The 14351-nt window shown below is 71.2% G+C and carries 9 protein-coding genes; 1 reads left to right on the plus strand and 8 read right to left on the minus strand.

Translation table 11 applies throughout. The features are described 5' to 3' along the window. From ACFWY6_RS14020 to ACFWY6_RS14050, 7 genes are all read right to left on the minus strand, one after another. Nucleotides 1–1110, minus strand: a 1110-nt coding sequence (locus tag ACFWY6_RS14020; protein ID WP_384689105.1) for a zinc-binding alcohol dehydrogenase, incomplete at its 3' end; no start/stop codon positions are given. Nucleotides 1111–1128: 18 nt separating this feature from the next. Beyond that, nucleotides 1129–3057 (minus strand): asparagine synthase (glutamine-hydrolyzing), encoded by a 1929-nt coding sequence (asnB, locus tag ACFWY6_RS14025; protein ID WP_384689109.1) that lies wholly within the window; start codon nucleotides 3055–3057, stop codon nucleotides 1129–1131. Nucleotides 3058–3060: 3 nt separating this feature from the next. Further along, nucleotides 3061–4590, minus strand: coding sequence for a Wzz/FepE/Etk N-terminal domain-containing protein (locus ACFWY6_RS14030; protein WP_384689112.1), 1530 nt, complete (start codon nucleotides 4588–4590; stop codon nucleotides 3061–3063). Beyond that, the gene (locus ACFWY6_RS14035) at nucleotides 4587–5990 is read right to left on the minus strand and encodes a Wzz/FepE/Etk N-terminal domain-containing protein (RefSeq protein WP_384689115.1); all 1404 of its coding nucleotides are present in this window, start codon (nucleotides 5988–5990) and stop codon (nucleotides 4587–4589) included. The genes ACFWY6_RS14030 and ACFWY6_RS14035 overlap by 4 nt, the downstream gene beginning before the upstream one ends. Next, on the minus strand, nucleotides 5987–7267 hold the full coding sequence (locus ACFWY6_RS14040; RefSeq protein WP_384689118.1) for a glycosyltransferase family 4 protein: 1281 nt from the start codon (nucleotides 7265–7267) through the stop codon (nucleotides 5987–5989). The genes ACFWY6_RS14035 and ACFWY6_RS14040 overlap by 4 nt, the downstream gene beginning before the upstream one ends. Continuing rightward, nucleotides 7257–8582 carry a nucleotide sugar dehydrogenase gene (locus tag ACFWY6_RS14045; protein ID WP_384689121.1) on the minus strand — a complete coding sequence of 442 codons (1326 nt, stop codon included), beginning with the start codon at nucleotides 8580–8582 and terminating at the stop codon, nucleotides 7257–7259. Before ACFWY6_RS14045 ends, ACFWY6_RS14040 begins: the two co-directional genes overlap by 11 nt. 73 nt (nucleotides 8583–8655) lie before the next feature. Next, complete coding sequence (locus tag ACFWY6_RS14050) at nucleotides 8656–10134, minus strand: sugar transferase (RefSeq protein WP_384689123.1); 1479 nt, start codon at nucleotides 10132–10134, stop codon at nucleotides 8656–8658. A 655-nt stretch (nucleotides 10135–10789) separates the two neighbouring features. Here ACFWY6_RS14050 and ACFWY6_RS14055 point away from each other — a divergent pair. Next, nucleotides 10790–11038 carry a hypothetical protein gene (locus tag ACFWY6_RS14055; RefSeq protein ID WP_384689176.1) on the plus strand — a complete coding sequence of 83 codons (249 nt, stop codon included), beginning with the start codon at nucleotides 10790–10792 and terminating at the stop codon, nucleotides 11036–11038. Between the two features lie 8 nt (nucleotides 11039–11046). Here ACFWY6_RS14055 and ACFWY6_RS14060 read toward each other — a convergent pair whose 3' ends face one another. Continuing rightward, nucleotides 11047–14337, minus strand: coding sequence for a DEAD/DEAH box helicase (locus ACFWY6_RS14060; protein ID WP_384689126.1), 3291 nt, complete (start codon nucleotides 14335–14337; stop codon nucleotides 11047–11049). Nucleotides 14338–14351: the final 14 nt, after the last annotated feature.

Raw genomic sequence — 14351 nt, forward strand, 5'->3', positions numbered from 1 at the left:
GAACAGCACCGCCACGGCCTTCAACTCGCCGTCCTTCAGGCTCTGGTACGTCTCGACGGCGTCGTCGAAGTCGGCGACGTGGGAGACCAGGGGCTCGACATCGACGCGGCCGCGGGCGAGGAGGTCGAGGAAGCACGCCAGGTTGCGGCGCTCGGTCCAGCGCACGTAGCCGATCGGGTAGTCGCGTCCATCGAGTTCGTACTCCGGGTCGTAGCGCCCAGGGCCGTAACTTCGCGAGAACCGGACGTCGAGCTCCTTCTCGTAGTACGCGTTCCACGGCAGGTCAAGGCGGCACTTGCCGATGTCGACGACCCGGCCGCGGTCCCGGCTCAGCCGGGCGGCCAGCTCGACGGGCTGGTTGGTGCCGCCGCCTGCGGCCAGGTACACCTGGTCCACGCCGTGGCCGTCGGTGAGTTCGGCTACGGCGGCCTCGACGGACGCGGACGCGGGGTCGCCGCAGGCCGCGGCGCCCAGGCTCTTGGCGAGCTCGCAGCGCACCGGGTCGGGGTCGGCCCCGACGACGCGGACTCCCGAGGCGGCGAGGAGCTGCACCACCAGCTGGCCGATCAGACCGAGGCCGATGACGAGCGCCACCTCGCCGAGCTGTGACTCGCCCTGGCGGACGCCCTGCAGCGCGATCGACCCGACGGTGCCGAAGGCGGCGTGCCGCGGCGCGAGGCCGTCCGGCACCGGGGTGTAGAGGTTCTTCGGCACCCAGTTCAGCTCGGCGTGCAGCGCGTGCTCATTGCCGGCGCAGGCCACGAGGTCGCCGACCTTCACGTCGTCGATCCCGGCGCCGACCTGCTCGACCACCCCGCACAGCGAGTAGCCGAGCGGCGTGTACGAATCCAGCTTGCCCATCACCTTGCGATAGGTGGCGGGAACTCCGTTGGTGGCCACGCTCTGCACGACCTTGGCCACCTGGTCGGGACGGGAACGGGCCTTGCCGAGCATCGACATGCCGGCCTCGGACACCTTCATGAGCTCGGTCCCGGTCGAGATCAGCGAGTAGGCACTGCGGACGATCACCCCGCCCGGCTTGCACCCCGGCACCGGCACGTCAAGCACCGCCAGCTCGCCGCTCTTGTAGTTCTGAACAACCTGCTTCACCCGAACTCCTCTGATTCCTTAAGCCGTTAACCGAGTGCTCTGCCCGGACCCAGAGGTCGCGTCGCGATACCAGTACTCGAGGGTCAGCACGTGCCACAGATGCTTGGAGAAGTCCCGCTGTCCCGCGGCGTCCTCGGCGACCATCCGCGCCAGCGCGTCGCGGCGCAGGATCCCGGAGCTGACGAGCACACCGTCGTTGACCACCTCGCGCACCAGCGGTGCCAGATCCCGGCTCATCCAGGCGCGCAGCGGGGCGCTGAACAGGCCCTTGGGCCGGTACACGATCTCCTTGGGCAGGATCGAGGAGGCCGCCTCCTTGAGGACGGCCTTGCCCTGCCGTCCGACGATCTTGCGGTCGCCGGGCACGGCGAACGCCGCCTTGACCACCTCGACGTCCACGTACGGCACCCGCACCTCGGTCGACGCGGCCATGCTGGAGCGGTCCGTGTACGCGAGGTTCAGGCCCGGCAGGAACATCCGGGCGTCGCCCAGGCACATACGGTTGACGAAGTCGTCGAGGTCGTTGTCCTGGTAGATGTCCGCGTGCTCGGTCAGTACGTCGTCGACCGTCCCGGCCAAGTCCGGGTTGACCAGGGCCAGCAGCTCCGCCTGGTCGTACATGGTGTAGCTGCGCCGGAACGCGGTCTCCTCCGGCAGATCGGCGAAGGAGAGGAACCGCTTCGCGAACCGCACCGACCGGTAGCCGCGGCGGCTCGTCGCGACCGGCAGCCGGTCAACGGCCGCGGACAGGCCGCGCCGCAGGGGCCGCGGGACGCGCTGGTAGCGCAGGGCAAGGAGGTTGGCCAGGTGCTTGCGGTATCCGGCGAACAGCTCGTCGGCGCCCATCCCCGAGAGCATCACCTTGACCCCGGCCTCCCGTGCGGCCTCACAGATCAGGTACGTGTTGATCGCGGCGGGGTCGCCGATCGGCTCGTCCAGGTGGTACGTCATCTGCGGCAGCAGGTCGAGTACGTTCGGGGCGATCTCGATCTCGTGCAGGTCGACGCCGAACCGCTCGGCCACCTGCCGGGCATAGCGCAGGTCGTCGGGCATCGCCTCGAACTTGGCGTCCTCGGCGCGGAATCCGATCGTGTACGCGGAGATCCCGGGCCGGTCGCGGGCGGCGAGGGCGGTCAGGTAGCTGGAGTCGAGGCCGCCGGAGAGGAAGGTCGCCACGGGTACGTCGGAGAGCAGGTGCTGCCGGGTCGACTCCTCGACGATGGCGGCCAGGTCCGGCAGCTCACCGCTGCGGGCCCGCTCCTGGCCCTCGGCGGCGACGTCCTTCAGGTTCCAGTACCGGCCGCGCTCCACCCGGCCGTCGGGCCGGAACCTCATCCAGCTCCCCGGCGGCAGCTTCTCCGCCTCGCGGAACGCGCACCGTGAGTCCGGCACCCAGTAGTAGAGGAGCGAGGCCACAAGGGCGGCGGGGTCCGCCTTCAGCGAGGTCGCCGCGGCGAGCGCCTTTAGTTCGGAGGCGAACACCAGGCCCTCGCCGCGCCGGAGCAGGAACAGCGGCTTGATGCCCAACTGGTCGCGTACGAGGACCAGTTCACCCGTGCGCTCGTCGAAGATCCCGAACGCGAACATGCCGCGCAGCCGGGGCAGGCAGTCGGTGCCCCAGCGTCGCCAGGCCTCCAGGAGCACCTCGGTGTCGGAGGTGCCACGGAAGCGCACCCCGGAGGCCGCCAACTCGGCCCGCAGTTCGGGCGCGTTGTACAGCTCGCCGTTGTACGTCAGGGCGAGGCCGTCCGAGACCATCGGCTGGGCGCCGGTCTCGGACAGGTCGATGATCGCCAGCCGGCGGTGCCCGAGCTGCACTTCGCCGTCACCGGCGGGGTGGCCGTACCGGCCCGCCCCGTCCGGGCCGCGGTGGGCGAGGGTGTCGGTGAGCCGGTCGGTCACGGCCTTCCCGTCCGGCCATCGGTAAGTACCTGCGATGCCACACATGTCCTACCGCGCCTCCTGGTCGTTGTCCGGGCCCGGTGCGGCCCATACCGGCAGCCGCTCCGTCCGCCGTTGGCCCGTCCCGTTCTGCCGGGCCGGTATCTCGCTCCGGCCGCGCAGCGCGGTGTACTGCCCGTCCCACAGCGTGCCGTCGGTCCTGTCCCGCGGATCGGGGTCGACAAGCACCACACCGATCACCTCGATGCGCTGGTCCGCGAGCTGCCGCGCCACGGTGTGCAGCCATGCGGCGCTGCCGTGCCCGGCGCGCACGACGAGCACGGTCCGGGTGCCGAGGTACTGGAGGTCGGTCCATGCCGTACCGGGCGCCACCGAGCCGACGCCGAGTCGGCGCTCCTGCCGCGGCACGGTCCCGGCACGCTCGCCGCCGACCACGGTCGGGCCTCCCGGCCTCTGGCGTTTGGCGAGTTGGGGACCCGGCAGACCGTCGACGACGGTCACAGGACCGTCTGCCCCCAGCGCCGCCGCGACGTCCAGGGCGAGCACGCTCGTACTGCGCGCGCAGCCCAGTTCAAGCAGCGAGAGTGGTTCCGCTTCCGCGGAGCCGCGCACGGTGCGGACGAGGGTCCCGGTGAGCCGTTCGCGTGCCACCCTGGTCCGTCGGCGCTGCCACAACTTGCCCGTCCGGTGGGGCAGTTCCGCGATGACAGAAGCGCCCAGGTTCGCCGCGATGTCCCGGCGCAGCACCGGGCGGTCCGCCACCACGGTGCGGACCGCGGCGATCGCGAGCCCGAGGACGAGCCCGAGGACGAGCCCGATCGCGGCGTTGGTGGCGGCGGCCTTGGGCAGCGAGTTCCGCACCGGGCGCGCGTCGTCCACGATCTGCGTACCGGCGACGACCTTGGGTGTGCCGGTACGCGCCTCCGCGGCGCGCTGGTCGAAGTCGGCGATCCGCGAGGTGAGTTCCGCGCGGCGGGCGAAGAGCGACTCGACGCTCGCCGACTCCTTGGGGTCGCTCTCCGTCTCCGGCGACCGGTCTCCGATCTCCACGTTGACCTCGGCGAGTTCGCCCCGCATCCGGTCACGCTGGTCGAGGAGGGCCTTGGCCTCGGCCTTCGCGGTTTCCCGCATCCGCCGCACATGGTCGGCGACGAACGCGTCGGCCAGTGCCTCGGCGCGGGCCACCGCATCCGCGTCGCTGTCGCCCGTCACATCGATCTGCAGCAGGTTGTTGGTCAGGCCGGTGCCCCGGTACTCCCCCATGAAGTCCTCCGGGGCGTCCGAGGACTTGAGCGACCGCAGGGCCTTGTCGGCGATCCGCGTGGTCTCCAGGACGGCGACGTCGGTGCGGATCAGCGTTCCCATGTCGTTGGGCTGATCCTCCGCATGCGCGACAAGGACCTTGGTCCGCGCGCTCGGTGGCGGCGGCAGCAGGACCGCCATCGCCACGCCGGCCAGCAGTCCCAGGAGCGCAAGGGAGCACCAGAGGCGGCGGCGCCGGCGCACCGACACCACAAGCGCCTGCAGGTCGAAGAGCGGAGTGGCCGCCGACGACTCAGTGGTCGTGCTCGTCGTCACGCCGGACCTCCCGTCGCGTTGCCACGCGCCGCGAGCGCCGGAGCGGTGTGGTCCGCAGGACGGTCGGCAGACCGCGTCGGACGGGCCCGCACCGGTCCTGCGACGACGAATCCGACGACGTCATGCCCGCCGTCCGCGCACGCCTCGGCGATGCCTCCGGCCTCCTCCGCGGTCCAGCGGCCCGCGCTGAGGACGACCAGGGCACCGGACTCCGTGCCGCGGTCCGGCACCGTCGGCCGGTCGACCGGGACCTCCACCACGCGCAGCGTGGGGTATCCCCTGCCCGAAGAGCTCGCGGAAGGATCGCCCCCGGCCTCGGCGGCGAGTTGCCCGGCCGCCCGCAGAGCGATCTCGTCGCCGTCCGGCACGACGACCAACAGCCGCCGGGAACCCGGCAGTTGGTTCCGGAGGCGGGCGCACACCCGCCGGTAGCGGATCCGTCTGCCGGCCTCGTCGCCGGACCGCTGCGGGGTCGGCAGGTCCCACCGGGTGTCGACGCCGAGGAGCCGACGGATCCGGGGCCACCGGCCACGGTCCTTTGGCCGGTGTGCGGACGGTTCATCAGGTACGTCGACGGTGCCGAGGAGCGCCGAGCCGAGCGCCGCGGCGATCTCCGGTTCGGTGCGCAGCCGGCGGTTCATCCGTGCGGCGGTGAGATGGCCGATGACCGCGGTCAGGAAGAACAGCAGCGCCCCGCCGACGACGAGCTGCGTCCGCGTCGGCGGTGCCTCGCCGGACGGCCGGGCCGCAGGTCCCATGACGACCATGCCGGCCTTGTCGCTCGCCGGGTCGGCCTGTTCCAGCTTCGTCATGGCCTCCTCCAGCGAGGTCCGCAGCTTCTCCAGCGCGGTGCGCGCCTGCACGCTCTCCACGGTCCGTCCCGGATCGGCCGCTTCGGCCAGGTCGGTGATGCGGCGGTTGGTCTCCTGGACCTTCTTCCGCAGCGCCTCGGGCCCCGTGGCGGCGGCTTCGGAGTCGGTGCCGCCGCCCGAGATCCGCGCGGCGAACGTGACGAATTCCTTGGCCACTTGGTCGGAGAGCCGCTGCGCGCGCTCCGGGGTCTCGGCCGTACCGGAGATCTTGATGATGTTCCCGTCGGCGGCCTTGGCGGTCACGCTGTCCCGCAGCTCGCCGCCGCTGACACCGCTCCAGCCGAGCTCGGCGGCCACGCGATCGGCCACCGACGAACTGGTCGCGATGTCCACCTGCGTGAGCAGCTCGCGCTCTTCCCACTGTCCGGGCAGCAGTACGGATGCCGACGCCGTGTAGCGCGGCGGAAACAGCAGCACCGATGCGCCATGGCCGACGAGCGCGCCGACCACGGTGAGAACGGCGAGAAGCCGCCAGCGCCGGCGGAGAATCCGCCCGATGGTGACCAGGCGGATCGTGTCATCGTTCAACGCCGCCGCCTCTTCCCTGTTCGGACCGTCCTGCCCGTCGGCCCCGGGGCATGGTCACCGCAGGCAACGGCGTACGCGGCGAGCAGCGACGCCTGCGAGTTCCGCCAGGAGAGCGGCCCGCCGATCCGCTCCTGGCCGATCTTGCCCATCCGGGCCCGCTGCTCCGGATCGTCGAGGAGCAGCGCGATGAGCCCGGCGAACGCGGCCTCGTCGTTGGCCGGTGCGTAGAGGGCGGCGTCACCGGCGGAGACGCGTGCCTCCCGGAGGTCGAACGAGACGATCGGCCGGCCCATCGCCATGTACTCCAGGACCTTGTTCATGGTCGACACGTCGTTGAGCGGATTGCGCGGGTCGGGGGACAGACACACGTCCGCGGTGGAGAGGTGACGCACCAGGTCGGCGTCCGGGATGCGCCCGGTGAACTGCACCTGGTCACTGAGCCCGAGCCGCTTGGACAGCTCCACCATCGCGTCGAAGGCGTCGCCGGAGCCGATGAACACCGCGTGCCAGTCGGTCCGCCCCATCTCGTCGCGCAGCTTCGCGAGGGCCCGCAAGGCGTAGTCGACGCCGTCCTGAGGTCCCATGACGCCGAGATAGCACAGCAGATGAGGCTTGCCGCGCTTCAACTCCGGCTCGGGCGGCACCGGTTGGAACCGGTCGGTCTGGGGCGCGCTGCGCACCACGAACACGTCCTGTGGCCGCTGACCGCCGCGGCGTATCGCGACGTCGCGGTAGCTCTCGTTGGTGGCGAGTACGACGTCGGCGGCCCGGTAGGTCCGCCGTTCCAGCGCGCACACGGCGCGGTAGAGCAGATCTTCGCCGCGGTCGAACCGGGAGAGGTACAGCTCGGGCACCAGGTCGTGCTGGTCGAAGACGAACCGCGCGCCGCGCCGCTTCAGCCACAGCGCCGGAAGGAACAGCAGGTCGGGCGGGTTGCAGGCGTGGACCACATCGACCGGGCCGACCTTGCGGGCCAGCCGGACCGTGTGCCACAACGCCGATCCGTACTCCCGCAGATAGCCGGCCGGTCCCCCGGTGGCCGCGCGCAACGGGTAGCGGTGGATCCGCACCCCGTCGATCACCGCCTCCGGCTCCGTGTCCCTCTTCTCCCCCCGGGGGCAGATGACGTGCACTTCCCACCCGGCGTCGCGCAGCGTCGTGCACTCCTGCCACACCCGCCGGTCGAACGGCACCGACAGGTTCTCCACCAGGATCAGCGCGCGCCGGTCCGTCCGGTCGCCGCCAGTTGTTTCATCGAACGATGTGTCACCAAGCAAGGCCCACGTACCCCGGTTCGGTCCGACGCTCATCGGCGTCGGGAAGGTGGATGAGGTCGACGATCACCGGGCCGTCCCCATGGGGCAGCGCCGCAAGCACCGCCGGGTCGCTGGTCCCGACCAGGCACACCTCGGCGTGTTCGAGCACCTCGCCGACGGAGTCCGCGAGCAGGTGCGCGAGGTGCGGAAGGCGGGTCTCGATGTACTCGCGGTTCGCGCCGATCAGCCGGGAGAGGCTCACGTTGGCGTCGTAGATCTTCAGGTCGTACCCCTTGCCGAAGAGTCTCTCCGCCAGCTCGACGAGCGGGCTCTCGCGGAGGTCGTCGGTGCCGGGTTTGAAGGAGAGGCCGAACATTCCCACCCGGCGCTTGCCGGTGCGCTCGACCAGCTCCACCGCGCGTTGCAGATGCGCGGAGTTGGAGGGCAGCACATGGGCGAGGATGGGCACCGAGACGTCGGCCCGCTGCGCCGCATGGACCAGGCTGCGCAAGTCCTTCGGCAGGCAGGAGCCGCCGAAGGCGAAGCCGGGCCGCAGGTAGGCGGGGCTGACGTTCAGCTTGCGGTCGGCCAGGAACACGTCCATCACCTGGTGCGAGTCGACGCCGAGCGCCTGGCAGACCGCGCCCAGTTCGTTCGCGAAGCCGATCTTGAGGCCGTGGAACGCGTTGTCCGCGTACTTGATCGCCTCGGCCGTCGGCAGGTGCACCCGGAACACCTCGCCGGGCAAGCCGTCGTACAGCGCCGCCACCACGTCGCCGCTTGCCGGGTCGAGCTCGCCGATGACGGTCTTGGGCGGGTCGAAGAAGTCCCGCACGCTCGTGCCCTCGCGCAGGAACTCCGGGTTGACCGCGACCCCTACGTCGGCCAAGACCGCCCCGGCCGTCCCGCCGACGTACTTCTCCAGGATCGGTACAAGGAGGTTCAGGCAGGTGCCCGGGAGCATGGTGCTGCGGAACACGACGGTGTGCCGCCCACCCCGCTCGGCAAGGGCGGAGCCGATCTGCTCGGTGACCCGCTCCAGATACGTGGTGCACAGGCTGCCGTTGGGCTCCGACGGCGTGCCCACGCAGACCAGGGACACGTCACTGCCCATGATCGCCTCGCGGACGTCATCGGTGGCGCGTAACGCTCCGGTCCGCACGGCTTCGGCGACGAGTTCACCGATCCGCTCCTCGACCACCGGGGCCTTGCCAGCGTTGACCAGGTCGACCTTCACCTGGTTCACGTCCACCCCGATGACCTCGTGCCCCATGTCGGCCAGGCACGCGGCCGACACGCAGCCCACGTAGCCGAGCCCGAAAACGCTGACTCTCATGACGCGTTCCTCCCCCAAGGCAGGCCCTTTCGGCCTGCGGTCCACGCGCCGACCGGACCACGGTCCCTGCGCATCAGTAAGCCCCCTGGCCATGGATCACCGCACGCAGCGTCTTCCACAAGATCACCGTGTCCAGGGCGAGCGACCAGTCCTCCACGTACCGCAGGTCGAGGCGGACGGCCTCCTCCCACGGCAGGTCGCTGCGTCCGCTGATCTGCCACAGGCCGGTGAGTCCGGGCTTGACCAGCAACCGCCGCCGAATGTCCGGGCCGTACGCGGCGGACTCCTCCGGCAGCGGTGGCCGCGGACCGACGAGCGACATCGATCCGGTGAGTACGTTGAAAAGCTGCGGGAGTTCGTCGATCGAGTACCGGCGAAGGACCGCTCCAAGGCGGGTCACCCGCGGATCCCGGCGGACCTTGAACAGCAGCCCCGCGCCCTCGTTGCGGTCCGCCAGCTCGGCCCGTGACCCGTGAGCCCCGGCGACCATGGTGCGGAACTTGAGGATGGTGAACTCGCGGCCGTCCTTGCCGACCCTGCACTGGCGGTAGAACACCCCGCCCCGGCTGTCCACGAGGACGAGCAGCCCGACGAGCACCATCAGCGGCGTGAACAGCATCAGCAGGATCGCCGCGCCCATCCGGTCGACGACCCCTTTGATCGCCCGGCGCCCGCCGGTGAAGGCCGGCATGCTGACCCGCAGCAGCGGGATGCCGAGGACGGCGTCGACGTGCAGCCGCGGTCCCGCCACCTCCATGAGGACGGGGGCCACGACCATCTCGGCGTCGCTGCCTTCGAGGTTCCAGGCGAGCCGCTGCAGCCGGTCCGGTGACCAGTGCGGGTCCGGTGTGACGGCGACGACACGGTAGCCGTCGCGGCGGACGTGAGTGGCCACGTCCGCAAGCCCGCCGATGACCGGCACTCCGTCCAGTTGGTCACCGTCGAACCCGAGGCCGTCCGTCGTACACACCCCGTCCACCCGCCAGCCGAGGTGCGGCAACTTACGGGTGCGGGTGATGAGGTCACGCACGGTGGCCGGGCTCCCGGCAGCCAGCACCGGTCGCAGGCACCGCCCTTCCTTGCGCTGCTTGTGCAGCCAGAGGCGGAGCAGATACCGCGCGGTCATGGTGACGAGTGCGATCGCGGGGATCGCGACGAAGATCCAGAGTTTGATGTTGCGTGAGGTGAGAGCGATTCCGCCGAGCGCGAGCACGACGGTCGCCGTGAACAGTGACCGTCCGAGCCTGCGGAATTCCTCCGCTCCCTGGCCGAGTACGACCGGAGTCCAGGACCGGCTCACCGCAAGCGCGCCCAGCACAAGCAGTTCGGTGCCGAAAGCGAGAATTCCCCACTTCTCGTGCCAGTTGGCCGCGTCCCGGACCCCGAAGAAATTGCCGATCGCCGCCACCACCAAGGCGGTGGCCACGGTGTCGCTGGTGATCACGATACGGCGGTACCGCTGCTCCCAGTCGGTCGCGGGCCTGCTGATCGCCCCATTCGCCAGGCTCCCGTGCGCCGACGAAAAGGGGCCGACTAATCCCCCCTGCCGCACAGAAGCCCCCCGGTCCCCAGTGATTCGACGTGGTCATCGCCCAACACCGTTCCTCCCCCTGGGAGGCCCCCCGGCCCCCAATACATGCATCCCGGTACATCGGTGCTACTTGAGCCACGTCGGTGCTACGTGAGCAACCCGCCCTGGCGGCAGCGGACTCGCATGTCTTTCCAGAACCTCGGGTGCTCCCCGCACCCCAAGCCCCTCTCGGACTCCGAGAATTGATCAACCCCACGTCCGGCGCCGGAAACGCAATTGCCAGCTGTTCGCAGCGCCTGACCCATAGATCATTATTTGTCGCGTCGTGTCCCAGCATGTGAAGCACGGTCAATCTAGACCATCGGAGCCCATCTGGAGAGAGCCATGTGTGGAATTTGTGCCCATCATTTGAAGATGGATCACATCTCGGTTACTGGTTACCCGCGGCTCAGCGGCAAGGGCACGCCTTGCGACCTGCGACGACGCGAGTTCCCCGGCCTGCCGCACCGGCCATCCGGAGGCGGTCACGGCACTGCCAACTGGCCTGCGATCATGGCCTGTTCGGCGGAAACTCGTCGGTGACGCGGGCCAGGTCCAGACCCCGCGAGGGGTCTGGAACCCCCGCCGGCTCTCCCGTATCAGCAGTACGAGCAGGTACACCCCGCCGACGCACACGGTGACCGCGCCGGTCGGCAGCGGCACGCCGGGACTGTCACCCGCCGTGCTCGCGACCAGAGTTGGCGTGGGCCGTCGGCGCCGACGGCCTGAGCCCGCACGCGACCGAGGCGGCCCTGCGCGCGTACGCCGCGACCGGCAGCCCCCCCTGCGGGACTCCGCCGCCGTCGCGGAGCGGGCGGGCTGGCGCGTCGACCGGACCATCGCGCTCGGGTGGGGGGCGGAGGCCGCGGTCCTGTGGCGGACCTGACAGAGCGGTCAGTCCAAGCCGTTGTACGCGGCCAGCCAGCCCGCCGCCAAGCGGTCGCTCCGAGTGAAGACAGCGGCGCCCCGGTGGCCGGCCTCCGGGTCGTCCGGTGCCGGGCGCGGGTAGGGGAGTTCGACCGGGGCGCGCTCGGCCGGGTGGAACTCCGCGGATGTGCCGTCCCACAGGCGTACGGTCGCGCCACGCGGGCAGCCCTGGACCAGGACACCGTCCGGGCCCTGGGTCAGGAGCGCGCCCGTCGTGCGCTCCGCGAGGAGTTGCCGGTAGCGCTGCGCGGGCAGGGCGCAGCCGTTGGGCGGTGTGGTGCCCGGCCAGTCGGGGGCGCCGACGCCCCGCTTGCGGGCGGCACGCCACATCTGCGGCACGAGCCGGGAGGCGAGCGGCGCGGTGGCCATCTGCTCGCACATCCACAACAGGCGCCCGGCGCCGCGGCGCGGGCCGAGTTGCCGCCAGCGGATCCTGGCGGACAGGTCGGCCGCGACGACGGCGGCCCAGGGGTGCACGGTGCCGAGCGGGCCCTGCGCGCCGAGCCAGGCCAGGTAGCGCTGGGACTCCTCGTAGATGCCGGTGAGACTCTCGGCGGGAATGCCGAGCACGTACGGGGAGCGGGTGCGGAACACCTTGGGGCTGTGCGCGACCAGGAGCAGTACCGCCCGCGCCAGGTCCCCGGCGACCACCGGTTCGTCAGCCGGCGGCGCCGGGGCGCCGCCCTCCTCCGGGTCAGGGGGGTCCAGGTGGCCGCCGTTGCGCAGCACGCGCAGCAGCACGGCGCGGGCCCGGTCGGTGAACTGCGCCTGTTCCAGGTTCGGCAGGTGCGTGACGAGCAGCCCGGCGAGCAACTGCTCGGCCGCGTCCGGGTCCTGGGGCACGGGGGCGGCGCGCAGCGCGTCGGACAAGTCGTCGGCGAGGTCGGTGGCGAGCATGAAACGGCTGGTGAGGGTGCCGAGTTCGGTGGCCACGAGGGTGTCGTCGTGCTCAAGGCCGGGGCTGCGGCGCAGGTAGCGGGCCTCGGTGAGGAACTCGACGGCGTCGTACAGCGGGTCGAAGCTCTCGTTGCCCTGGTGGTAGGAGAGGGTGCGGGTCCACCAGTCCTCGGCCTCGCGGAGCGTGCGCACGCGGCCCTGCACCGCCTCTGCCAGCAGGTGGTCGGGCAGGCGTTCGCGGATGCGGGAGCGCACGGTGTAGCCGGCGGCAAGGCGGGCCTGCCACTCGGGCCGGTCGGTGCCGTCGGTGAGGAGGAAGGCCCAGCCCTCGCGCTCCCCGGCACCGACGCGTCCGGCACGGCCGAACATCTGCTGGACCATGGAGACTTCGACGCGGTTCATGCCGATCTCGGTGTCCCGTACGACGACGGCGCGGGCGGGGAGATTGACCCCGGCCGCCACGGTGGACGTCGCCACCAGGGCGTTCGCCTCGCGGTTCCGGAACGCCTTTTCGGCCTCGCGTTTGTGGGGCCAGTCCCGGTAGTGGATCCGCACGCCCGCCGGCGAGCAGAGCCGCTCGACGACCTCCGGGTCGTCCTTGTCGACGCCCTTGGTGCGGGCTCCGCGCTCCTTGGCGAGGGCGAGCGCGGTCATGCGCACGCCGCGCTTGCTGCCGCAGAACACCAGGGCGCTGCCGCCCTCGTCGGTGATGGTGCGGACCTGGCGTACGGCCGCGGTGGTGCGGGCCACGGCGCGGGCGCTCCGGTCGCTGTTGGTGGACGCGGCGGGGACGGGTATCTGCCAGATCAGCCGGGTGGGCCGCCAGGTGGTGCGCACAAGGCGGGCGCCGAGCCAGTCGGCGACCTCGTCGGCATTGGCGACCGTCGCGGACAGGCCGACGATGCGCACCTGCTCGGTGTCCTGGCCGACGCGAGCTAGCAGGGCCTCCAGGACGGGGCCACGGCCGGGGTCACCGAGCAGGTGGACCTCGTCGACGACAAGGCAGCCGACGTCGGCGAGGGCGTCGCGCAGCGACCCGGTGCGGCAGATGGCCTCGAACTTCTCGGTGGTGGCGATCCAGATGTCGGCCTTGCGGATCAGCTCGGCGTCGACGGCGTACTCGCCGGTGAGGCGCACCACGCTCAGTCCGTTGCCGCGCCACAGGTCGAGTTCCTGGTCGAGTTCGTCGGTCAGGGAGCGCTGCGGCACGAGCCAGGCGGCCTTGCGGCCCTGTGCGTTGGCCTTGAGGGCGGCGACCATGCCGATCGGGGTCTTGCCCGCTCCGGTCGGGGCGACGACCACGACGTTCCCGTCGTCCTCGAGGATCGCCGGGACGGCGTCGACTTGCGCCGGATTGAAGGTCGGGTACTTCAGGAACTGCGACCAGCCCGGCGGAACCAGGTCGGCCACCGGGACGTAGGCGTCCTCCGCGTCCTCGGGCAGTTCCTCCAGGGCGTCCCACTGCAGCGCGAACGCGTCACGGGCGGCATGGGCGCCGGGACCCGCGACCGGGGCGGCGGGCAGCGGCCCGGATCGGACGGGCCATGCGACGAGGTCTGTTCGGTGTCCCGTGTCGCTGACGGTGCCGACGACTTCCGACTCCTGCCAGTGCCGTGCACAGCGGTACGTGACGTGCTCGTCCGTCAAATACGCGCGGAGGGCGTCGAATTCCGGGCCGTCCGGCATGATGACGCGGACGTCCAAGGCGGCATCGACAGCCTTACGGGGTGGCCGCCAGTTTGGATCGGTCACCTTGCACCAATACAGGCTCCGCCGTTCGGGCTCGGTCGGCAGCGGCAGGTCTGCGGGCCAACTTCCTGTGACGGGTGGCAGGTTGGAGGCGATGATGCGCGCGGGGCCGGGCGTGGGCCGGAGTGTCACGCCGGGGGAAGCATAGATCGGTCGGATGGTCAGGCCACCCGGCTCGTCATCCGTGGGACACGGGCCGAGCAGCGCCTTCCAGGCATCGCCGGCAACGGGGCTGGGACGGGAGCCGGGATGGGGACGGGGATTCGGGTTCGCGGCGGGGGCCGACGCCCGGCCGCTGTGCCCCATGAGTTTGTCGTACGTCTTCACACCGAGGTCGGCGAGCGCGTAGGCCGCGGGGCAGCGCGGGCAGACGACGGCGACGTAGCGGTAGACGCGCCCCTGGGACTCGTACGGCCTGCGCAGGGAGTGCAGTTCGCCTCGGCAGGCGGGGCAGCGGCGCGGGACCTTTTCCTCGTAGCTCCAGCCCGGTTCCTCGAACCGGGCCGGCAGCGGGTCGGTCAGCCGGACCCCCCACCGTGTGTGGACCAGTTCCGGTACGGATTCCCCCGACGCGGCCGCCCCATCCTGCTCTCCCCCATCAGCCGTGCGCATGAACCAACTCTGAC

The organism is Streptomyces sp. NPDC059037 (genome assembly GCF_042740015.1).
Lineage (GTDB): Bacteria > Actinomycetota > Actinomycetes > Streptomycetales > Streptomycetaceae > Streptomyces.